This is a genomic window from Acidovorax radicis (assembly GCF_020510705.1).
Classification (GTDB): Bacteria; Pseudomonadota; Gammaproteobacteria; order Burkholderiales; family Burkholderiaceae_C; genus Acidovorax; species Acidovorax radicis_A.
In genome coordinates this window covers 4,790,767-4,812,823 of record NZ_CP075184.1, presented here as the reverse complement: position 1 = coordinate 4,812,823, position 22,057 = coordinate 4,790,767, and the positions used below count along the sequence as shown (strand labels likewise).

General features: G+C 58.3%; 22 protein-coding genes. 7 read left to right on the top strand and 15 right to left on the bottom strand.

Annotated features, from left to right (window positions below; genetic code table 11):
• Positions 1-36 precede the first annotated feature (36 nt).
• The 5 genes from KI609_RS22095 to KI609_RS22075 all read right to left on the bottom strand — a co-directional run bounded on the left by KI609_RS22095 (position 37) and on the right by KI609_RS22075 (position 4,605).
• Positions 37-1,041 (bottom strand): TRAP transporter substrate-binding protein, encoded by a 1,005-nt coding sequence (locus KI609_RS22095; RefSeq protein ID WP_226445668.1) that lies wholly within the window; start codon positions 1,039-1,041, stop codon positions 37-39.
• A 73-nt stretch (positions 1,042-1,114) separates the two neighbouring features.
• Positions 1,115-2,395 (bottom strand): TRAP transporter large permease subunit, encoded by a 1,281-nt coding sequence (locus KI609_RS22090; protein ID WP_226445667.1) that lies wholly within the window; start codon positions 2,393-2,395, stop codon positions 1,115-1,117.
• Between the two features lie 39 nt (positions 2,396-2,434).
• Entirely contained in the window at positions 2,435-3,058 is a 624-nt protein-coding gene (locus KI609_RS22085) for a TRAP transporter small permease (RefSeq protein ID WP_226445666.1), read from the bottom strand.
• Positions 3,059-3,172: 114 nt separating this feature from the next.
• The gene (locus KI609_RS22080) at positions 3,173-3,886 is read right to left on the bottom strand and encodes a TetR/AcrR family transcriptional regulator (protein WP_226445665.1); all 714 of its coding nucleotides are present in this window, start codon (positions 3,884-3,886) and stop codon (positions 3,173-3,175) included.
• 104 nt (positions 3,887-3,990) lie between these two features.
• Positions 3,991-4,605 carry a glutathione S-transferase N-terminal domain-containing protein gene (locus KI609_RS22075; protein WP_226445664.1) on the bottom strand — a complete coding sequence of 205 codons (615 nt, stop codon included), beginning with the start codon at positions 4,603-4,605 and terminating at the stop codon, positions 3,991-3,993.
• A 123-nt stretch (positions 4,606-4,728) separates the two neighbouring features.
• Between KI609_RS22075 and purB the strand changes: the two genes are divergently transcribed.
• From purB to KI609_RS22060, 3 genes are read left to right on the top strand one after another with little or no spacing between them, the layout of a single operon-like run.
• Entirely contained in the window at positions 4,729-6,108 is a 1,380-nt protein-coding gene (gene purB, locus KI609_RS22070) for an adenylosuccinate lyase (protein ID WP_226445663.1), read from the top strand.
• A gap of 54 nt (positions 6,109-6,162) precedes the next feature.
• Positions 6,163-7,854: a tetratricopeptide repeat protein gene (locus KI609_RS22065; protein WP_226445662.1), complete on the top strand. Its 1,692-nt coding sequence runs from the start codon at positions 6,163-6,165 to the stop codon at positions 7,852-7,854.
• 5 nt (positions 7,855-7,859) lie between these two features.
• Entirely contained in the window at positions 7,860-8,420 is a 561-nt protein-coding gene (locus KI609_RS22060) for a YaeQ family protein (RefSeq protein WP_226445661.1), read from the top strand.
• Positions 8,421-8,754: 334 nt separating this feature from the next.
• Here KI609_RS22060 and KI609_RS22055 read toward each other — a convergent pair whose 3' ends face one another.
• Positions 8,755-9,060 (bottom strand): DUF2007 domain-containing protein, encoded by a 306-nt coding sequence (locus KI609_RS22055; RefSeq protein ID WP_226445660.1) that lies wholly within the window; start codon positions 9,058-9,060, stop codon positions 8,755-8,757.
• Between the two features lie 68 nt (positions 9,061-9,128).
• Positions 9,129-9,569 carry a DUF3717 domain-containing protein gene (locus KI609_RS22050; protein WP_226445659.1) on the bottom strand — a complete coding sequence of 147 codons (441 nt, stop codon included), beginning with the start codon at positions 9,567-9,569 and terminating at the stop codon, positions 9,129-9,131.
• A gap of 452 nt (positions 9,570-10,021) precedes the next feature.
• Between KI609_RS22050 and KI609_RS22045 the strand changes: the two genes are divergently transcribed.
• The 3 genes from KI609_RS22045 (at position 10,022) to KI609_RS22035 (ending at position 11,811) form a co-directional block, all read left to right on the top strand.
• Positions 10,022-10,777 carry a TerC family protein gene (locus tag KI609_RS22045; protein ID WP_226445658.1) on the top strand — a complete coding sequence of 252 codons (756 nt, stop codon included), beginning with the start codon at positions 10,022-10,024 and terminating at the stop codon, positions 10,775-10,777.
• A gap of 63 nt (positions 10,778-10,840) precedes the next feature.
• Entirely contained in the window at positions 10,841-11,314 is a 474-nt protein-coding gene (locus KI609_RS22040; RefSeq protein ID WP_226445657.1) for a hypothetical protein, read from the top strand.
• A gap of 143 nt (positions 11,315-11,457) precedes the next feature.
• Positions 11,458-11,811, top strand: coding sequence for a phage holin family protein (locus KI609_RS22035; protein WP_226445656.1), 354 nt, complete (start codon positions 11,458-11,460; stop codon positions 11,809-11,811).
• Here KI609_RS22035 and KI609_RS22030 read toward each other — a convergent pair.
• The gene (locus KI609_RS22030) at positions 11,779-13,353 is read right to left on the bottom strand and encodes a M48 family metalloprotease (RefSeq protein ID WP_413463351.1); all 1,575 of its coding nucleotides are present in this window, start codon (positions 13,351-13,353) and stop codon (positions 11,779-11,781) included. The two genes, KI609_RS22035 and KI609_RS22030, sit on opposite strands and share 33 nt — an antisense overlap.
• 18 nt (positions 13,354-13,371) lie before the next feature.
• Positions 13,372-14,130: a TfpX/TfpZ family type IV pilin accessory protein gene (gene tfpZ / locus KI609_RS22025; protein WP_226445654.1), complete on the bottom strand. Its 759-nt coding sequence runs from the start codon at positions 14,128-14,130 to the stop codon at positions 13,372-13,374.
• Positions 14,131-14,196: 66 nt separating this feature from the next.
• Between tfpZ and moaC the strand changes: the two genes are divergently transcribed.
• Positions 14,197-14,724 carry a cyclic pyranopterin monophosphate synthase MoaC gene (gene moaC, locus KI609_RS22020; protein ID WP_226445653.1) on the top strand — a complete coding sequence of 176 codons (528 nt, stop codon included), beginning with the start codon at positions 14,197-14,199 and terminating at the stop codon, positions 14,722-14,724.
• On the opposite strand, the gene KI609_RS22015 is transcribed toward moaC, so the two are convergent.
• From KI609_RS22015 to KI609_RS21990, 6 genes are all read right to left on the bottom strand, one after another.
• On the bottom strand, positions 14,702-16,456 hold the full coding sequence (locus KI609_RS22015) for an O-antigen ligase family protein (RefSeq protein ID WP_226445652.1): 1,755 nt from the start codon (positions 16,454-16,456) through the stop codon (positions 14,702-14,704). The genes moaC and KI609_RS22015 overlap by 23 nt on opposite strands.
• Before the next feature lie 63 nt (positions 16,457-16,519).
• On the bottom strand, positions 16,520-17,032 hold the full coding sequence (locus KI609_RS22010; RefSeq protein ID WP_226445651.1) for a pilin: 513 nt from the start codon (positions 17,030-17,032) through the stop codon (positions 16,520-16,522).
• A 405-nt stretch (positions 17,033-17,437) separates the two neighbouring features.
• On the bottom strand, positions 17,438-18,229 hold the full coding sequence (locus tag KI609_RS22005) for an MBL fold metallo-hydrolase (RefSeq protein ID WP_226445650.1): 792 nt from the start codon (positions 18,227-18,229) through the stop codon (positions 17,438-17,440).
• Positions 18,230-18,237: 8 nt separating this feature from the next.
• Positions 18,238-20,502, bottom strand: a complete 2,265-nt coding sequence (locus KI609_RS22000) for a CHASE2 domain-containing protein (protein WP_226445649.1) — start codon at positions 20,500-20,502, stop codon at positions 18,238-18,240.
• A gap of 62 nt (positions 20,503-20,564) precedes the next feature.
• Positions 20,565-21,215, bottom strand: coding sequence for an FHA domain-containing protein (locus KI609_RS21995; protein ID WP_226445648.1), 651 nt, complete (start codon positions 21,213-21,215; stop codon positions 20,565-20,567).
• A 41-nt stretch (positions 21,216-21,256) separates the two neighbouring features.
• Positions 21,257-22,045, bottom strand: coding sequence for a Stp1/IreP family PP2C-type Ser/Thr phosphatase (locus KI609_RS21990; protein WP_226445647.1), 789 nt, complete (start codon positions 22,043-22,045; stop codon positions 21,257-21,259).
• Positions 22,046-22,057 lie beyond the last annotated feature (12 nt).

Genomic DNA, 22,057 nt, shown 5'->3' with positions numbered 1-22,057 from the left:
TTGCACGGCGCGGCGACGCGGGGGTTGGAATGCGGGTTACTTGGTGCCACGCAGCTTGGCCAGCGTGGCGTACACCTCTTTGACGGTGTCGGCTCCGACCTTTTCGCTGTGTTTTTCCACCACGGGCTTGACCTTGGCGCGCAGCTTGTCGATTTCGGCAGGCGAGAACTCGCTGACCTGCATGCCCGCCTTCTTGAGGTCTTCCAGCGCCACATCGGCCTGCGAACGCGAGACGCTGCGCTGGAACGCCGTGGCTTCGGCCATCGCTTCGGTGATGGCCTTCTGGTCGGCGGGGGAGAGGCTGTCCCAGAACTTCTTGCTGGCGATGACGGCCTGCGGGTTGTACATGTGGCGCGTGATCGTCAGGTACTTTTGTACTTCGGAAAACTTGGAGGCCAGGATGGTGGCGAACGGGTTCTCCTGCCCATCCACGGCCTTTTGTTCCATGGCGGTGTAGAGCTCGGGGAAAGGCATTGGGACGGCGTTGGCACCCAGCGCGTTGAACATGTCGATATAGATGGGCGACTGGATCACACGGATCTTGAGACCGGCGAGATCTTCGGCCTTGGTGATGGGCTGCTTGCTATTGGTCACGTTGCGAAAGCCGAGCTCCCAGTAGGCCAGGCCCACGAGATTTTTGGACTGCAGCTTGTCCAGCAGCTTCTTGCCAAAGGGGCCATCGGTCACGGCATCAGCCTCTTGCGGCGACGCGAACAGGAAAGGGAAGTCGTAGATGCCGAATTCCTTGGCCTGGGCGGACAGGATGCCCGCATTGAGCACGGTCATCTCCACGGTGCCGCCCTGCAGGGCCGACACCGTTTGCAAGTCGCCGCCCAGCGTGCCACCTGGGAAGAGCTTGACTGCGATGCGGCCATGGGTTTTGGCCGCCACGAGGTCGGCGAACTTTTGCGCGCCCTGGGCCTGCGGGTGCTCCTTCTGGTTCTGGAAGGCGAACTTGATGGTGCGTTCCTGTGCCTGTGCGGCAGGGATCAGCGCGGCAGCAACCAATGCGGCGGCGAGCAAGGTTTTCAACAATGTCATGGAAGTCTCCTTGGTTTTTGGGTGAGGCACGGATGGGACGGGTGTGAGCGACAGGTGTTCGCGCAGTGGATGGTCAGCCACCGAGCCAGTGCAGCGGCACCATGACGATGGAAGGGAAAAACACTAGAAGGAACATCACCGCAAACTGGGCCAGAACAAAGGGGCCGACGCCGCGCGTGACCTGTGACATGGACATCCGCCCCACCCCCGCCACTACGTTGAGCACGGTGCCCACGGGCGGTGTGATCAGGCCAATGGCGTTGTTGATGATGAACAGCACGCCGAAATAGACCGGGTCGATGCCTGCCGCCTTGACCACGGGCATCAGCACAGGGGTCAGGATGAGAATGGTGGGCGTCATGTCCATGGCCGTGCCCACCACCATCACCAGCACCATGATGGCGATGAGCAAAAGTGTCTGGTTGCCCATGAACGGCTGCAGCATGTCGATGACCTTGGACGGCAGGTCGGCCACGGTAATGAGCCAGGCCGACACCATGGCAGCCGCCACCAGGAACATCACCACGGCGCTCGTTCGGGCGGCGGACTGGAAGATGTGGGCCAGATCGCGCAGACTCAATTCGCGGTACACCACCATGGACACGAACAACGCATACACCGCAGCCACCACCGCGGCTTCGGTGGGCGTGAAAACCCCCATGCGCAAACCGACCAGGATGATGATTGGCAGGCCCAGCGCCCACACCGCTTCGCGCAGGGCAGACTTCAGCTCGGAACGCGTGGCGCGCACGGGCGGTTTAACGTCTTCGCGCCGCACGAGCCACCACCAGGTCATCGCCAGCGCCAGCCCGAGCATCACGCCGGGAACAATGCCCGCGAGAAACAGCTTGCTGATGGACACGTTGGCCGCAACGCCAAAGATCACGAACCCGATCGATGGCGGGATGACCGGGGCGATGATGCCGGCCGCTGCGATCAGCCCGGCCGAGCGCTCCTTGTGGTGGCCTGCGGCCACCATCATGGGCAGCAGCAGCGACGCCAGCGCGGCAGCGTCGGCCACCGCCGAGCCCGACACCGCAGCCAGGATCACCGCAGCCATGATGGCCACATAACCCAGGCCGCCGGGCACGTGGCCCACCACCGCGAGCGCCAGCTTCACGATGCGTTTGGACAGCCCCCCCACGTTCATGATTTCGCCCGCCAGCATGAAAAACGGCACGGCAAGCAGCGGGAAGCTGTCTGCGCCGTTGATGACGTTCTGTGCCAGGATCTGCGCGTCGAACAGGTCCAGATGCCACATCAGCGCCACACCGCTGATGAGCAGTGCATACGCGATGGGGATGCCGACAGCCATGGCGATCAGCAGGGAGCCCAGGAAAATGGTGACGGTCATGGCGAAGTCGTTGCGTAGGGAGTGTGGTGGTGCCGGGCCTCAAAGGCGGCGGCCATCGGAGGTCGTGGCCTGTGGGCCTGCACTGACGCGGTGAGACACCTCGGTGTGGCCGCCGTGGGGTACACCGATTTGCTCAAGGGCCGCTGTTTCTTCGCTTTCACGCACCATGACAAGTTCGTGCTCGGCCAAGGGCACGAACAAAGTGCGCAGCAGGTCGTGCAGCAAGATGGCGATGCCCGACCCGCCCATCAGCACACCGCTGGCATAGAAGATACCGACCGACGCACCGGTGACCGGCGCCTCGGTCTCCCAGTTGATGAGCATCTGCGCCCAACTGCCTGACAGCAGCAACCACGACACGTAAATCATCGCCACCTGCGCCACCACGAGGCAGGCTTTTTTGCCGGTGGCGGGAAGCCGCGACACCAATGCGTCGGTGCCCAGGTGGCCATGCTCGCGAAGTGCCACCACGGCGCCCATGAAGGTCAGCCACACAAACAACCAGCGCGAAAGTTCTTCAGACACCGTGATGCCGGAGTTCATGGTGTAGCGCAGCACCACGTTGCCAAACACCAGCACCACCATGATGGCAAGGCATACCCCCGACAGGATGTCGAGCGCCCGCGTGTACCCCCGCAGTGCGCGATCAGCCAGTGCAAACATGGTGTCTCCCATTGAGTCTCAGCAATGAAAGATATTTTGTACGAACTGGTTAGTATTTAATCTGGGGCAAACCCTGTAGGCGGCCGTTGTGGTTGCTATCCGGGGGGGCGAAGCTCAGGGGCGTAGAAAGCGAACAATCATTTCAATGATCGACTCGCGCCGCTGCGCCGTAGCGGCAGGGGTGTTGAGTGGGCGCTTGAAGATGGCGCCAAAGGTGTGCTCATTGGCCACATTGAAGAAACACAGCGCCGAAATCGATCGGTGCAGGTCGACCGGGTCCACGCCGGGACGGAACACCCCGGCGGCCAAACCCCGCTGATACACGTCACGCACCGCATCGATGACGGGAATGTTCAGCTCCTGGATGGTGGTGGAGCGGTTGATGAACTCACCCCGGTGGATGTTTTCGTTCATCACCAGGCGAATGAAGTCAGGGTTGGTCAGCTGGTAGTCCACCGTGAAGCCCACCAGCGTGCGCAACGCTTGCTCAGGGGCCAGGTCGTGCAGGTGCAGTTCGGTTTCAATGCGGCGGATGCGGCGGTACGCCTCCTCCAGCACCGCCACGTACAGACCTTCCTTGCTACCGAAGTAGTAGTAGATCATGCGTTTGCTGGTGCGCGTCAGCGCGGCGATCTCGTCAATGCGCGCGCCTGCCAGCCCCTTGTCGGCAAACTCCGCCGTGGCCACCTGCAGGATGTTGGCCATGGTGCGGTCAGGGTCGTTGGTGCGCACGCGCTCGGCCGCCGGTTTGGCCGCCGTGCCGCGAGTCGCGCGTTTGAGGGGCGGTGACTCAGGGGTCTTCAACGTGTCTTGAACCAGTTCGTTCATAAGCCGCCGAGCATACGGTAAGCCCACTGAACCATGAGCGGCATGGGGCCTGGCGCGATGGCGAGTCGGCAGGCCGCCACATCTGCCACTCCGACCGCGCCGGGTTACGAGGGCAAGGTGTCCGCGAAACTCGGGCGCAGCATCAGCTTGTCCAGCAGCTTGCCCAGGTTGGGGTGCTCGGCGCGCCAGGCGATGTCGGGGAAGCGGAACTCCAGCCAGCCCAAAGCGCAGCCCACGGCGATATCGGACAGGCTCAGGTGGATGCCGCTGCAAAACGGTTTGTCGCCCAGGCCCTGGCTCATGGACTTGAGCCCATCGTTGACCTTGAGCATTTGGCGGTCGATCCAGGCCTGGCTGCGTTCGCTGTCCTTGCGGTGCGCCCAGGTGGCTTCGAGGCGGGCCAGAATGCCCGCATCCACCACGCCGTCGGCAAGCGCCTCCCAGGTTTTGACCTCGGCGCGTTCGCGGCCCTGGGGGGGAATCAGCTTGCCCACGGGCGACAGGGTGTCGAGGTATTCCACGATCACGCGCGAGTCAAAGACGGCTTCGCCGCCTTCCATCACCAGGCAAGGCACCTTGCCCAGCGGGTTGGACAGGGAGATATGGGTGTCGTCTGCCCAAACGTTTTCTTGTACGAACTGGTAGTCGAGCTTTTTTTCAGCCATGACAATCCGCACTTTGCGAACGTAAGGACTGGCAGAGGCTCCGATCAATTTCATGGTTTGTTTTCCAGTGCGCGGGGTGGTGCGGGGTGAGCTGAACACAGTGACTTTGATTCTATCGACAGCGACCCTTACCGAGACTGACGGTGGCGCGGCAGCCACAACCTACAATGGCGCGCCATGAGCCTGTCCACCATTACCGCCCTCTCGCCGCTTGACGGCCGCTATGCCCCCAAACTCGCCGCGCTGCGCCCCATCATGAGCGAACACGGCTACATGCACCGCCGCGTGCAGGTGGAGGTGGTCTGGTTCATTGCGTTATCTGACGCGGGGTTTGACGAATTCAAACCCCTGACCACCGGCGCCAGGGCGTATCTGCTGGGGTTGGTGAAAAACTTCTCGGAGGCCGACTCTGCGGCCATCAAAGAGATCGAAAAAACCACCAATCACGACGTCAAGGCGGTGGAATACTGGATCAAGAGCAAATTCGAAGCCCGCCCCGAGCTCGAAAAAGCCGCCGAATTTGTGCACTTTGCCTGCACCAGCGAAGACATCAACAACACCAGCCATGCGCTGCAACTGCGCTCGGGCCGCGACCAGGTCGTGCTGCCAGGCCTGGACCGCATCGTGCTCAAGCTGCGCGAAATGGCCCACGCCTTTGCCGACGTGCCCATGCTCAGCCGCACCCACGGCCAGACGGCCAGCCCCACCACCGTGGGCAAGGAAATAGCCAACGTGGTGATGCGCCTGCAGACGGCCTGCGAGAAGATCGCCGCCGTCAAGATCATGGGCAAGATGAATGGCGCCGTGGGCAACTACAACGCCCACCTGTCCGCCTGGCCCGAGTTCGACTGGGAAGCCTTCAGCAAGAAGGTCATCGAAACGCAAGAGCCCCTGGGCCTGGGCCTGACGTTCCAGTCCTACTCGATCCAGATTGAGCCGCACGACTACATGGCCGAGCTGTTCGACGCCGTGGCGCGCGCCAACACCATCCTGATCGACCTCTCGCGCGACATCTGGGGCTATGTGAGCCTGGGCTACTTCAAGCAGCGCCTCAAAGCTGGCGAGATTGGTTCCAGCACCATGCCGCACAAGGTCAACCCCATCGACTTTGAAAACGCCGAAGGCAACCTGGGCCTGGCCAATGCGCTGCTCAAGCACCTGTCAGAAAAGCTGCCCATCAGCCGCTGGCAACGTGACCTGACCGACAGCACCGTGTTGCGCAATATGGGCGTGGCCCTGGGTTATGCCGCGCTAGCCTACGCGTCGCTGCTGACGGGCCTGAACAAGCTCGAACTCAATGAAGAAGCCCTGGACGCCGACCTAGATGCTGCCTGGGAAGTGTTGGCCGAACCCATCCAGACGGTAATGCGCCGCTTTGGTGTGCAAGGTGCCTACGAGAAACTCAAGGAAGTGACCCGTGGCAAAACCGTGACCGCCGAAGCGTTGCATGGCCTGATCCGGTCGCTGGAGATTCCGCAGGCAGAGAAAAACCGCCTGCTGGCCATGACGCCTGGCAGCTACACCGGCAAGGCCAGCGAGCTGGCGCGCAGGGTCTGATGAGACCCGCCTGCATTCATTTGCGCATCGCCATGGTTTGGAGGTACTAGGGTGATGCACTTCTTCAAGTTGCGTCTATGGACCAAGGAACTGGCCCTCTCCATTGGGGTTATGATTCTCATCCTGGCCGTTGCGGTAGCACTTTACGGACCATACCTGGATAATCCATTTGTATTCGATGACGGGAATCTCTTCTTCACATCGCGGTTGACGACTGCTGCAATCGCTCCTTGGGAATTAGGAACCAGATCGTTACCTTATTTCACTCTGGGATGGGTCCAAACCCAAATAGGTAGTATGGCGGCGCATCGGCTGGTGGGCTTGGCGCTACACGCTATGGTTGGATGGCAACTTTATCTGCTACTGTTTCAAATGCTGACACGAAACGTATCCGAAGCCATAAAGCCGGCCCCGTCCATGCAAAAGGCAAGATTGACTGCAACTGTGATTGCCATCTTGTTTGTGGCGCATCCGGCGGCAGTTTATGGTGCAGGCTATCTTATTCAAAGAACAACCGTGATGGCCGCATTATTTGCCGTGCTTAGCTTGCGGTATCTTTTGAGAGCATTGGATGAAAATAATTATACATATGCACTGCGCGCTGCGCTGGTAGCATCGCTCGCAATTCTCTGTAAAGAGCATTCGGTAACACTACCTTTCGCAGCGCTTTCTCTTATCCTTCTTGTAGATAAGCCCGGTCGCCCGGCGTTAATGATTTTGGCCATTTATATGGGTGCAAGCCTTCCAGCCATTTCCCATGTGGTAGCGGTGGGCCTAGGGTTTGTCGGGCAGCCTTACGAGCCTGGGTTGAAAAATATTGAGAATGAAATTCATGGGCTGCCTATATTCTCCAGTAGAAATGAGCAGTGGTTATTTTCGGTCTCCATGCAGGCGAAACTGTATTTTAGCTATTGGATGCAATGGTTGATGCCATCTACTGAACGCATGTCTGTGGATTTGCGTGTTGATTTTATGCAGCCGTGGAGCCCTATTTTGGGGGTGTGTCAATTGGGTGTGTTTATTGCGGTGCCCATCATAGCCTCTGCGGTTGCTTTTTTTGGAGGAAAATATAGATTAATCGCTTTTGGCATTGTTTTTTGCTCTTTGTCTTTTATGGTTGAGTTCAGTCTTATTAGGTTTCAGGAACCTTATGTTCTATATCGCAGCTATATTTGGGCAATAGGTTATGCCGTAGTTGCTTCAGCCGTGATCTGGAAATTGCCTGCACACTGGATTTTTGGAGTCTTCTTAATTACATTTCCTCTGATTTTTATACAGGCACGTGACCGTTTGGAGAGCTTCTCTTCGCGTAGTGCGCTTTGGGAAGATGCTGGGGCCAAGCTTCAAAAACCTGAAGTAGCTGGAGCTAGCCGTATTTTTTTTAATCGTGGAAATGAGCGATTCCGCAATGGTAATGTAGATGGCGCTTTGTTGGATATTAATAATGCCATTGAATTAAATCCCTTAAATTCTGATTATTATGTTGCGCGTGCAACGACACTCATTCAGATGGGCAGGGCTGGGGACGCACTGTTGGATCTGGATGTGGCTGATCGAATTAATCCAAATGACGGAAAAAAAATCTGGTATCAAAAATTTCGAGCTCTTTATGCGTTGAAAAATCCTGCAGCAGAAGAGGCACTGCAGATGGCAGCGCGGCTTGGTAGTTTTCAAGCCCGCTACTTCATAAGTAAGCGCCGAAGTAAGACGGCGAACGTCGAAGTAATGCTAGAAGAAGCTCGGTAACATTAATGGCCATCAAATCCACCATCTTCAAGGCGAACCTGCAAATCGCCGACATTGACCACGGCTACTACGCCGACCATGCGCTCACGCTCGCCCGCCACCCCAGCGAAACCGACGAACGCATGATGGTTCGTCTGGCGGCACTGGCCATTCAGGCGCACCAGCTCAATGACCTGTGCAATGGCGATGCAACGCTGGGCTTTGGCGCTGGTTTGTCCGACCCGGATGACCCGGACGCCTCGCTGACCGACTTCACGGGCCGCAAGCGCGTGTGGATCGAGGTCGGGCAACCCGAAGACAAGCCGCTGACCAAGGCCTGCAGCAAGGCCGATTCAGTGATCGTTTATTGCTTCAACCATGCGGCCGAAGTGTGGTGGAAGGGCATCGAAACCAAACTCTCGCGGCTGGACAAGCTGCAGGTCTGGCGCGTGCCCACCGAGGCCGCACAGGCCATGGCCGCGATGGCAGAGCGCAGCATGCAGTTGCAGGCCACCCTTCAGGAAGGCGCGCTGACGCTGAGCAGCCACTTGGGCAGCGTGCATGTGGAGCCGTTGCGCTGGAAGTGAAAGATTTTTGGTCAAATCGCATGATGAGGTAGCTATCTCAGATGGTCAGATGGGGCATCAGCCTCTGCACCAGCACTGGGATTGCCCCCTCTCCCGCAAGGGGAGAGGGAGTGGGATCCATTTGAGGAAAGTATTCGGGCGAAATTGGGCTCTTCTAGCGAATGCTAGTGATGCACTCGATAAATGTCGTACGTCGAAATCGCCGTCTTCAGACGTGCGGCGAGTTCCATCACTACTATTCGCTAGAAGAGCCCGAAATTGGCTTCTAGCGCTTGATGCATAAGCGCTAAAAGCTATCAAATAAGTAGTGAATTCGATGCGGCGTACGCCTGCATCAGGTGCGTGGCATGAGCGCACCGCATTGCCAGCATTGTTCAAAGCCGCCCTCCACGAACTCTCCACAGCGGCAGGTCCATTGGCGCTGTGGCAGGTTTTGCAGCTCCTGCAGCAGCGTCCGCGCGCGGTAGGCGTGTTCGTCATGGTCGAGCCAGATCTCCGGCAGGCACTGATCGGGCGGCAGGTGGCCCGCTGCGGCGCCCAGGTATTGGCGCTGCACGGACGCCGTCATGCCCGCCTCGCACAACAGGTCTGCCCACAGCGTTGCAATGGCAATATTGGGGGCTTGGGTCAGGCGCAGCATGGGCCCACCATAACGGTTTGCTGCGCTGGCGCATAGGCCTGCGCACTGCGCTGGTTTTTGGGCGCCGGTCAGGTGCCTGGGGTGGGTGCCGGCCGGGCTGTGACGCCTTCTGCAGCACGCTCTGCATAGCGGTTAAAACGCCACGCAGAATGTTCCATCGTGATGCGGCGCCACACCGCGCGTTTGTCGGCGGGCCCCATGCCAGGCCACAGCTGCACCTCATCAAACGTGCGCCCACACCCCTTGCACAAATCGTCGCCCTGGCTGGTGGAGCAGATGGCAATGCACGGCGTGTCGGGCGTGGTGTCGTACCAGGCCAACCATGCGGCCAGGGCGTCGGGGGGCAATTGGTGGTCCTCGACGTGGTCGGTGTGCTCGAACGCCATCAGCGCATACACCTTGGCCAGCGCGCGTGTTTCGGGCGCCAGGGCCACTCCGTCGGGCGAAGGCGCCCGCGCGCGCCAGTGGTTGACGGCTGCTTCGATGTCGGTGATGTGGATGGCGGCCATGGCGGGAGGCTGTCGAGGGGGGCTGGATCATAAGCTCCCGAGTCGGCGGTGTGCGGCGCTATCGCCTTAAATCTTAGCCACCGCAGGGCTGTACTTGCGCCGGGGCGCTGGCGATGTTCCAATCGGTGCCTCGAAGGGGAGTAGCTCCCGACTTGTGCTGCAGCGGACCAAACCTTGGTTGCGACGGTGGCGCAAGGCATCGGAAATGTCGTCAATACGAAGCTTTGCTTCCGGCGTTCCGGGTTCAGGCACATGCAGTGTGCAGAACCGAGCAAGACCTTTGATGGGCCCCGTGTGGGCTGATCAAGGCCGTCCCTTCGCTTGCCATGCCCCTTTTCTCACGGGCAAGCCGCCTCGATCAACCTGCCGCAGGCCCTCTTTCTGACGGGCGGACTCTTCGCTGACACATGGCGGTGGGTTCCTCTTTTTGCGCCTTTGATATTGAGGAATTTATGGAATTTTTGGCTTCGCCCGAATTCTGGCTCGCACTCGGCCAGATCATCATCATCGACATCCTGCTGGGTGGCGACAACGCGGTGGTCATTGCCCTGGCCTGCCGCAAGCTGCCCCCCGCCCAGCGCACCAAGGGCATTCTCTGGGGAACCGCTGGGGCCATCGTGCTGCGCGTGGTTCTGATCGCTTTCGCGATGACCTTGCTGGCCCTGCCCTTCCTCAAGTTTGTGGGGGCCATGCTGCTGGTGTGGATCGGCGTGAAACTGCTGGCGCCTGACGAAGAAGGTCATGGCGATGTGCAAGGCAGCGACAAGCTGCTGGCGGCCATCAAGACCATCATCGTGGCCGACCTGGTGATGAGCGTGGACAACGTGATCGCCATTGCGGGCGCTGCGCAGAACGCGGGCGAGCATTCGTTCCTGCTGGTCGTGCTGGGGCTGGTGATTTCGATCCCGATCATCGTGTGGGGCAGCCAGCTGGTCATCAAGCTCATGGAGCGATTCCCGCTCATCATCACCCTGGGTGGCATGCTGCTGGGCTGGATCGCAGGGGGCATGCTGGTGACCGACCCCGCGCTGGCCAATCATGACAAGTGGCAGTGGATGCTCAAGATGCCGCTGGACGCGACCTCCGGTGAAGTAACCGATCTGGTCAAGTATGGTGCCAGTGTGGCGGGTGCCTTGCTGGTGTTGGCGGCAGGCAAGATCATTCTTGCGCGCCGTAAAACGGGCAGTGCTGCTGCGCCAGGACACTGATTCGCTCGAACAGCATTGCACATGCGATCGCCATGCGGCGATGCGCTCACACCGGGAGTTGGTATGGACAGAGTCATCGTTTATGTGGACGACGCGGCCCACGCGCAGCAGGTGCTGGCCCCGCTTTTGGGCCGTGAGGCCAGCGCCCGCACCCACTGGGTGCTGGTGGCCTGCGCTCCGCGCATGACCCACCGCATCAGCAAATGGGTGAGCCACAGCACGCGAGAAAGCTGGCGTGCCAAGTGGGCGGACAAACTGTTTGACCAGATTGTTCCCACCTTGCAGATGTCCGCCGCCCAGGTGACCACGGTGGTGGCCAAGGGGCCTTTGGCCGAGCTGACCAGTCAGTTGCAGGCCGAGGGCCAGACACCCGCAGCGGTGGTGGATGCCCGGCGACCCAAGGTCGATGCGCCCGCACCGCCCACTATCGTGGCGGTGGGTATACCGCCGGAGCGGCGCTGGTCGTCGCCATTGCCAGGCTCCCTGGGCAGTGTGCTGGCGGGGTGTGGGGTGCTTTGGGTGCTGGCGCTCGAATAACAAGCCGCTCGTAACGCGCCACGCGCAGACCTGCCGCGCAGGCTGTGGCGATGTGATGCAGGGGCCTTCGCGGTGGGCGCTGGACGCGGCGGGATGCGCCACGATGGGGTTGCAGCATCGGGAGCCAGTGCTATTCTTGCTGCATGAAAATTCTTCTCAAATGGCTCCTCAGCGCTGCGTCGCTGCTGTTTGTTGCCTATATCTACAGCGGCGTGGAGGTGAAGAGCTTTACCTCGGCGCTGATTGCGGCCTTTGTCATCGGGCTGTTCAACGTGGTATTGCGCCCGGTGCTGGTGGTGCTGACGCTTCCGGTGACCATTGTCACCGTCGGCCTGTTCTTGTTTGTCATCAACGCGCTGATGTTCTGGGCCGCCGCCAGCGTGCTGGACGGCTTTCATGTCACGGGGTTCGGCGCCGCGCTGTTGGGCTCCCTGATCTATTCGGCGCTGGGCTTGCTGATCGAATCAGCGCTCGGCGGCTTGTTCTTTAAGAAGTGACTGCATGGTGCGCAACCGGGTGTCGATGATAGACGCCTCGATGTGGTCCACCGACGCACCCCCACGGCGAGCCATGTCCTGCCCCGCCTTGAACCGATCCACCGCAGCGGCATAGTCATAGCGCGCCGCTTGCGCTTCGGCTTCCGCCCGAATGCCGCGCAAAGACTGCCCCTGGGCTTGCCATACCGCCGCCAGCAGTTGCCAGGCGGTGGCGTCTTTCGGATGGGTGGTCACCCAGGTCTGAAGTGCCGCAGTGACTTCAACGGCGCGCCCGGCCCTCAGCAGGGCCTGTGTGCGCAATATCAGTTCAGCCCTTTGACCGTAGCGGCCGTCCGTCTGGGCAGACTGGGCTGCGGCCCCCCCTGAATCTGGTGTAGAGACCGATGGGGGCAGCGCAGCCAAAGCCTGCGTCGCGTCACCTGCTGCCAGTTCTATCTCGGCGTTCAACAGGCGCAAAAGCCGCTCTGCGCGAGGGTCTTGTCGGGCTAGATCGTCCACTTTTTTGGCCATGACCCGTGCAGCTGCCGGGTCGCGCAACTGGCTGTTGGCCAGTGCAGCGGCGTAGAGCACCGCGACGCGGCGCGGGGCGGGCAGGGTGGAAAACCCTGTGCCTTGCGGTTCGGCGATCCACTGGCGCAGCGTGTCTACACCGGGGTTTGAGAGCACGCGGGCACGTGCGGCAATCATGGCGTGCTCCAGCGTTGGGGGCTTTGCCGCCAACGAAGCCGCTGTGCCAGGCGGCACCCGCGACTGCATGTCTGCCATCCGTTCGGTGGTCGAGGGGTGGCTGCGCAGGTAAGGCCACGAGCCGTTGTCGTTGAGCCGGTTGGCCTGCTGCAGTTTGTCGAACATGGTGACAAACCCGAGGGAGGAAAAACCCGCTGGCGCCATCAACCCATAGCCGATGCGGTCCGCCTCACGCTCCATGTCGCGCGAGAAGTTGAGCTGGTTTTGCATCGCAAGCGCCTGTCCGCCCACCATCAGTGCCTGTGTGGCGCCGGGGTTTTTGCTGGCCGCTAGCGCTGCGAGCACCATGGCACCCAGCAAAAGTGGCGTCTGTTTGCCTTGCTGGCTGATGAGCCGCGAAATGTGCCGCTGGGTGACGTGGCTGAGCTCATGGGCCAGCACGGAAGCCAGCTCATCACGGGTAGCCACCACGCCGATCAGGCCCAGATGCAAGCCCAGGTAACCGCCCGGCAACGCAAAGGCGTTGACCGTGCGGTCGCGCCCCAGAAGGATCTCCCAGGCAAACCGCTCGTCCAGCTCGGGCGAAAGCTCCCCCCGCGCCCTGGATGCCGCCAGCAACGGCTGCCAGATGCCCTGCACATAGTCGCCAATCACCGGATCGTCGATGTAGTCGGGGTCGCGGTACAGCTCGCGAATGATGCGGTCGCCCAGGCGGCGCTCTGCGCTGGTCGTGAGATCGCCGCCGTCGCCGAGGGTGGGGAGGTTGGTTTGGGCCATGGCTGGCGCAGAATACGCGACCAGATATGCTCCCAAAATAAGAGCTGTCAGCGCTTTATGTATAAGCGATAGAGCCATATTTTGTCAAAATTACCATCAGAACGAATCCAACGGGATATAGCCCATGGGTTCGGCAGTTTGCGCATCCAGCAGCACGGTCCAGGCATTGTTTCTCCCCACCAGAGGCAGATAACGCAACTGATCCACCGTTTTGCCCGAGTCTTTGATGGCTTGGTTGATTTGTACCGTTTGTTCGGCAAACCGCGTGGGCAGATCCGATGCAGGTTTTGATTCTTTGAGGATGTCTGCGACGCTGTTGGCATAAGGTTGCCAGAGATCACTGCGTGCAGACAGTGGCGCGCCACCGACAGCCGCCATGGTCGCATCAAATGATTCCGCCTGGTCTTTGAACGGGCGCAGTGCAATCGGGGTCGGGCCGGTGAGGGGTAACTTCTGCAGATCTGCCGGTGCTCTGGCGAGCAAGGTCGGGTCCACATCAACTGCATGGACCACGCTCATGCGGCTGTATTCAAAAACCAGATGGACTGGCCGAGCCACAAACACGGTCCACAGCCCATAACTCAATGCCGCCAGCTGCAGCAGCCCCACGAGCGTGAAATCTGTCACCAACTCACGCCGCGGCTTGGCGCGGTTGAAGATGATCAGCGTGATCAAAGGGCCCATGACCACATCCACACACACCACCAGCATAAAAAGAGACCGCCCGCCCGAGATTTCGCGGTAGGGGTACGGATACCACCAGCCAAACACCACCACAGCGGCCAGCGCCGCAATACACAGGCTGATGCCCAGATGAATGCCACTGGCACGCAAGCGCCCTTTCCAATTCTGCATGGTCGTATGATGCTTTCGTCTGAAGATTGTTCAACCCACGCTGGTCATCCACCGTGAAATTACCGCATGTCTGCACTTACCCACTTTGATGCCCAAGGCCAAGCCCACATGGTCGATGTGGCGGCAAAACCCGCCACCCATCGTATTGCCATTGCTTGCGGACGTATTGAGATGCTGCCAGAAACGCTGGCGCTGATTGAAGCAGGAACGGCGAAAAAAGGCGACGTGCTGGGAATTGCCCGAATTGCGGGCATTCAGGCTGCAAAGAAGACCAGCGATCTCATCCCGCTGTGCCATCCCCTGGCATTGACGAGAGTTGCTATTCAATTTGAAGCAGCTAGCGACCGCCAGTCAAGCGCTACAGGCATATTTTGTACTGCAACTGTAGAAACCGTGGGCCCTACCGGTGTGGAGATGGAGGCCCTCACGGCAGTTCAGATCGCGCTGCTCACCATTTACGACATGTGCAAGGCCGTGGACCGGGGGATGTCGATCCACGATGTGCGGGTGGTGGAAAAGCATGGGGGGAAGTCGGGGAGTGTTATTTTTGCGGCGCCCTCGCCAGCACAACCTAGTTGTATTTCGGAAAAATAACGGATTGAAGTTCAGGCCATTCATTCTGTCCGGCGGCAAGCCATTCCGAACGGGCGCTGGAGCATATCGCTTCCTTATGCAAGCTGCACAGTAGCTTCAGGGTATGAAGGCTGGATTCTGGTTGGCCATTTAGTGCGGCAGCATATGCGTAGCGCAGCAAAGCAATTGAACTGGGGTAACGCTCAGCGTTACGCTTGAAAAGATCAACATCTTCTTGGCTCATGTTCTTTGTTGGTCGTCTACGTGCAACGGTATTCATCGCAGAAATCTGATCCAATAAATTCCAGCGAGGCTGAAAAGGTGCGGCATGCGTTTCGTATTTTTGTAATTCAAAACTTAGATTGCGCGAATCATCCTCCCATTTGAAGTATTCAAATGTTATTTGCAAAAATACCAAAAAACAAAGTATTGATAAAGCCAAGATGAATTTATTATGTATTTTTATTGCATTTTTTGTTTTAAAAATGAAATTATTTTTCGAGGTTGCCATGCCGCAAAGAAAACCGGTTGGAATAAGAAAATATGTATAAAGCAATGGCAATTCAACAAGTGCGTGACCGAGAATACAGGCGAGTCCTAAAACTGCGGACCAAGAGTTGATAGAGCCCCGGGTTGTTGGTAAAATATCAAGAAAATGATTTTTTATTAAAATAATGATAATTAATGTGCATGGGATGCCCATCCAGAGCATTAGGTCGAGAATTATATTGTGAGAACTTGAGAAGAATGTATGCGTGGGTTGGTAGCCCAGAGCCGTCGCTTGCTGTGCCATGCCAATTTGACCGAACCCCCATCCGAACCATGGGTGTATTGCGATTGCATCGAGGCTTGAAAGCCAATACGTTATTCGAATGCCTGGCTCCGATGACCGTGTGAGCGACGATTGTGCCGCATCTGTTATTAATAATATTTTATTTAAAAACGGCCAAAATGCCACAAGTAAAAAATATAATATTATTACTATAAAAAAAATCCACTTTGTTGTTCGGATCGGTTTTTGCGGACGTGCAAAGTGATTTATAAAACCAGCCAAAACAAGGCCAATTATTACGCTGCGCGACTGCGTCATGGCTAAGCCTTGGCAGAAAATGGTGACCAATAGGGTGGCGGTCACGGCACTTATGCTTCTCGATTCGTATAGAAAAAAAGATCCTATTATGGAGAGAAGAAATAATGTCGCTAGATGGTTGGGTTGCGCTAGGTTTGCAAATGGGCGGCCATTTTTTGGAAAATCGACAATGAACAATCCGAAGAGGGATAGATCAAGCCATTGGTGGTTGGCAATCGCGAATGATATAAGACCAGCGAAAATCCATGCGAGCCAAAAAGAACGCATGCCGTTATTTCCGAGGTTGGAGCATTCTTCGGATGAGAAATGGTAGCCTACTAATGTCGTGGCGCCAAGAAGCAGCCAATAGATAGACGCTAGCAATGCATCGCTCTGAAATTTAATTTCGCCAATGAGCAGTTGTAGCAGGGCAATAGAGACGCCAAACAATGAGGCAACGGTGATCCACGGTATTTTTGGTGATGTATCTATGTACTGACGCCAAAGTGCCCACCCCACGAGTGGGCATATGGCAAGCACAGACAACCATTCCTGATGAAAGCTAAGCCACGGCGAGTAATGATTGGGTAGCAAAAGTGCAATGCACAAGAGGCTTGCAAACCAGGTAGTCGCCCATTTTTTGACTTGTTGATGCACAGAAATAATAGGTATGGCTGAAAACAAAAAAGCGATGCGGCTATTGCCACATCGCTTTTATTCACATTGCTGCTTCAGCAGCGCGATAAATTAACCGCGGCAAGAACCTGGCAGGTACTTGCTAGGCATTGGGTTGGTTGCGCCTGGGCCGCAGACCCATTTGAAAATTTGAACGCCTACATCGGCGTTATCAAGCGCTCTTGGAGTTGCCCCACCAATGAAAGGCGTCAGTTGAATAGTCTTACCAGCAGCATCTTTCAAATCTGGAACTACGCTGACCGCCCGGGTTGTAACCGTGATCAGGCCATCGTCGGTTGAAACGATGCTCAGAACGTATTTTGTTGGCGAGCTATTGTCTGTACCTGCTGTATTGGCTTCACAACCCCATTCGTTGGCAGCAGGCAGCACAGTCGAAGAAGTGGTCTGAACGGTTTCAGTGATGCTTGTTCGGCATTGTGATGCAGCCAAAACAACTTCGGACACCTTGGCACGGATGGTGTAGTCCTGATACGCAGGCAGAGCCACGGCGGCCAGGATACCGATGATCGCAACCACGATCATCAATTCGATCAGGGTAAAACCCTTCTGGAGAGAGCGCTTCATGAAAAACTCCTAGGAAAAATTGCAAATGCTCCCTCTACCAGCAATTGCTGTGCCAGAGTTTGCCAGCTGCTTTGCCAATGTCTGGCGCTTGGGCGTTAGTGCGAAAAAAAGGCCTGCTGGGCCTGTTAGGCGAGACGTACCTCAGACGCCTTCACTCCCTCTCGCCCGTTCGGGCTGAGCCTGTCGAAGCCTTGCACGCACGGGGCAAGCCCTGGCTTCGACGGGCTCAGCCCGAACGCATGCCGGGTATCTGAGGCATGTAACCCATCAGGCTGTTGGGTGCCGGAGCGGCCACAGAATGATCTTCAAAGAGCCGAGGTTGTCAGCAATCTGCTTGCATCTGTAGCCTGAAATTTACATTTTTGTCGCTCATGAATGTCACTGCGACGGGCTTTGAACAGGCTTTTACACCTCCAGCACTTGGCCCACTGCCAACCAGCGGATGTCATGTGCTGTCGCGCTTGCCTTGCGAGGTGCAGCATCAAACTCTCGGATTTCGTCCATGATCAGGCCGGTTTCTGACGGTTTGGTATGGGTGATGTAAATCGGGTAGCGGCTGGTTGGCGAGATGTGCGCCAATTCTCTGGCCAAGGTTTCTGGCGAGAGGTGTAGGCTGCGACCGGCCAGATTCCGTTCGCGGTTGCTGAAGGCGGTTTCTATGACGAGATGGGCCACGGGCATGGCGTTAACGCGTTCCCAAAATGCTGGGTTACCTTCTGTGTCGCCGCTGAATACCCACCAGCCTGACTTTCCTCGAGCCGCAAAACCGACGGCAGGCACGGTGTGGCGCGCGGGGAGAACCTCGATATCAGTGCCTTCCACCGTCAACAAGTCGCCGGTGGCGAAGGGGTGATACGTCAGAAACGGTGCCGCTTGCGACGGGATCGCACTGAAATCCGGCCAGATGACGTCATTGAAAACATGGGTCGCCAGCGCTGCGATGGTGGCGGGCAGTGCGTGGATTTGTACGGGAGTACGTCGAAAAGATGACACCGCATCGAGCATGAGGGGCAGAGCGGCGATGTGGTCCAGGTGCGAGTGCGTGAGAAAGACGTGATCGATCTTGCCCATTTCTTCCAGCGTGAGATCGCCTACGCCCGTGCCCGCATCAATCAGTATGCGTTCACCCATCAAGAACGAGGTGGTCCGGCAGTCTTTGGCGATGGCGCCGGAGCAGCCCAGCACGCGAACCTTCATGGGAGCCTTTACTTCGTTTCAAAATTGGTGGCGCCGTCCCAATCGGGGTCGTTGGGCTCGGACCGCCGTTGGGCTACCCGTCTCACATAAAGTTCATGCAACCTTGAGGTGGGCCCTAACAGGGCCAGTTGTGAGAGGAGCTGATCACATTGTGCCCACTGTTGCTGCCGGTATGACGTAAGAAATGGCGCCCAGATGGCCAAGTGTTCGGCACGCCGAGGCTCCAGATCTTGCAGGGTGGAGAGCGGCTGGTAAATGGCAACCGCCTGCGCCTTGCCTTTCACCCGCACAAGATCCATTTGTTGCCACGCGAATTGCGGCGCGAGTGATTGGGTCGATTCACTAACAACGATGGAGCTGCCATAGTGTTTGGATAGGCCCTCCAGCCGAGAACCCAGGTTCACCGCATCGCCTATGACGGTGTAGCTGCGCCGTATGTCCGAGCCCATGTCGCCGACGCACATGATGCCGGTGTTCAGCCCGATACCCACGCCGATCTCGGGAAGGCCGCGAGCGCGGTGATCAAGGTTGAGTTCGTCGACGGCTTGGGCCATCTCCAGGGCCGCCGCCACCGCCAGGTGGGCGTGGTCTGGGGTGGTGATGGGCGCCCCCCAGAAGGCCATGACGCAGTCACCCATGTATTTGTCAATGGTGCCCCGGTGGGCGCGAATGATGTGGGTGAGCCGACTGAATACCTCGTTGAGCAAGGCCTGTAGTGGTAGCGGCTCCATCTGCTCCGACATCGCCGTGAATCCACGCATGTCGCAAAACATGACTGTCAACTCCCGGTTGGCGGCCTGCATGGTGTATTTTTCGGGCTGCTTGAGCATCTCATCGACGAGCTCAGGAGGGACATAAGTGGCGAATTGCGCGGCCAATTCCCGCTTGGAGCGACTTTCCACAAAGTAGCCGTAGGCCATGTTGAGCGCGAACGCGAGCATGGACATCACGACTGCGGTGGCAAGCGGCAAAGCCAAGCCTTGTGCCACGTAGAGCCACAGGTTCAGCCCTACCAACGTGCCCACAACCCCGGCGCTCAACAGCACCGCAGCGGTGGCAGAGAGCAGTGGTAACACCACCGCCAGCAGCAAGCCGGCGCCGACCACCTGCAGCACGTCGAAGCCGATGGCGTAGTCCGGGCGCACGATGCTTTTGCCGTCCAGAAATGCCGAGAGAACATTGGCGTGTGTCTCCACACCGGGATAGGCCTTACCCACTGGCGTGACCCGCAAATCCAGAAGCCCCGGTGCCGTCGATCCGACCAGCACAAGTTGGTCTTTGAGCTGCCCGGCGGGGAGTTTGCGTTCCAGGACATCGGAGGCCGAGATGTAGGTGAACGAGCCCCCTTTTGCGTCGCCTGGGCCTCTGTAAGGGATGAGGGTTGCCAGCTGATCGTCTACCGGGAGTACCAATGCGCGGCCGTCCTGGCGCAAAGCGATGCCCTGCAACGCATCCTGGGTTCCGTTTGGGGTGACGTTGGCAAAGTCTGGATGAACACCGGGGCGACCGATCACGGTGCGAAACATGGCCAACGCCAGAGATTCGTAGTACTCACCTTGGTATTCCGCCAGCAGCGGCAAAGACCGCACGACTCCATCGCCGTCCGTGACCGAGTTAAAAAAACCCGCTGCGGGCGCAGCGCGAGCCAGGCTCTCGATATTGCTGCTGTACCCTTTCCAACTACTGGAAACGAGTGGAAGACCGCGCAGCTGTGTCTGGTTGATTGCAGGTGGGGGGAGAACCCCTTTTTTGATACCGTCGCGATCATCGCCAGAGAAGTAGTAGCCCAACACCACCGAATGGTCTTGGAGCGACTGGGCAAACAGTGCGTCGTAATTCAGGCTGGGCGCAAGGCGTGCCAGTTGCGCTTTGAATTTCGGCTGGTCGCGCAAAGGGCCGTCGGCCAACTGCTGCAGTGTGGAGAGGCCCGATGTTTCATCCGCTTCGGCGAAAAGAACATCAAACCCGACGACAGCCACCTGCTGGCGTTCGAACAGTTCGCGCGTCAGTTCCGCAAGTTTGTCTCTTCTCCAAGGCCACTGGCCAATGCGGCCCAGGCTCTTTTCATCGATATCCACAATGACGATGCGCTCGTCGCGTGTGCGAGGCATCGTGACCCGCAGCCGCGTGTCGTAAATGATGTTGTCCAGCCGCTCAAGGACCTGAAGGTGAAGAAAACCGGCAATGTGCAAGACCGCAAAAAAAAGCGGAATCAGGGTGACCGCGATGCGGCGCCAGTGGCGCTGAAGCGGCTGCGGTAGGCGTTGCCACATAGGCCCTGCGTAGGTAGAGCAGGTGTGCGAGGAGAGAGACGCCTGCGACAGCCTCGCTTTTGTCAGCTTTGCTCGAACTGCATCTCTGTACCGGCCAGCTCAAGCCGGTCCCCGTGTTTGAGTGGCACGGGTGACTCGCCGATGGCTGCGCCGTTGAGCATGGGCATGTCTGGCCCTTCGACATGGGCCAGCACAAAACCATGATGTCGCTTGGTGATGGATGCGACAGCAACGCCCGGTTTGCCAATGGTTGTCACCACTTTTTGCAGCGATACCTCACGGCCTGCAGCGGCGCCCGACATCACCCGGATCACTGCGGTAATGGGCGCTGGGGCCGGTGCAGGCGTCGCGGGACGGGCCGCTGCACCGATAGGCGGCACCATGCCCGGTTTGAAAATCATGGTTTTCTCGAAATTTTCACCTTCGGCTTCCTGGAGGAAGCGGATCTTGTACTTGCCCACCTCTACCGTATCGCCATTGCGCAGGTCCTGCCGCTTGACGGCCTTGGCATTCACATAGGTGCCGTTGGTGCTTCCAAGGTCTTCAATTTCGACCTCATGCCCCGCCATGTGGATCACGGCATGTTCTCCACTCACTGCGAGGTTGTCGATCACGATGTCGTTGTATGGGCGCCGTCCGAGCGTGGTCCGCTCTTTAGTGAGCTGCACTTCCTTGATGACGACGCCGTCAATTGAAACGATCATTCTGGGCATGATCTACTCCTGATGTGATGAGTTGTTGTAGTTCGGGCCTCTCATGAGGCGCCTAGCAATCGAGACATAAGGCTGCGTTTCTTGCCTCCCGCCGCAGCCTGCACCAGCAGCACGCTCACGTTATCACGCCCGCCGTTGGCGTTGGCAGCGTCCACGAGCAGTGTCGCTTTTTCCTCTAATGGAATGGGTGTGCGTACCAACTCTGCAATATCCATGTCCGGGACCATGTCTGTCAGACCATCTGAGCAAAGCAGGAATAGATCATTGGGCGCCACCTGGAACTCATTGACTTCCATGAGCACATTGGGCTCGACCCCTAGAGCCCGGGTCACCAGGTTGCGATTGGAAGAAAGCGCAGCTTGTTGTGCCGTCAAGATGCCCGCGTCAACCTGCTCCTGCAGCCAGGAATGGTCGCGTGTGATTTGTTGCAGCGAACCATCGCGCAAGCGGTAACAACGCGAATCCCCGATGTGGCCCAGGATGAGACGGCTGCCATGAAATACGGCGACAACCAGTGTCGTCCCCATGCCCGCATATTGCGGATTGGACAGCGACGCGCCCAGGATTGCGTGATTGGCGTTCTCAACGCAAATCTCCAGTGCCCGGCGAACATCGGTCGATTGGGGTGTCGTGCCTGCCTGACCCAACCAACGAGCCATTTCCGAGCGGATAAAGGTCGTCGCCATTCCGCTGGCGACTTCTCCGGCGTTGTACCCGCCCATGCCGTCCGCAAGAATGGCTACTTGTGCGTCCGTGTCGACGGTGACCGCGTCTTCGTTGTTCGTGCGCACGCGCCCCTTATCGGTCAGCGCGGAAAATTCATAGCTCATGGATGTTGCGGC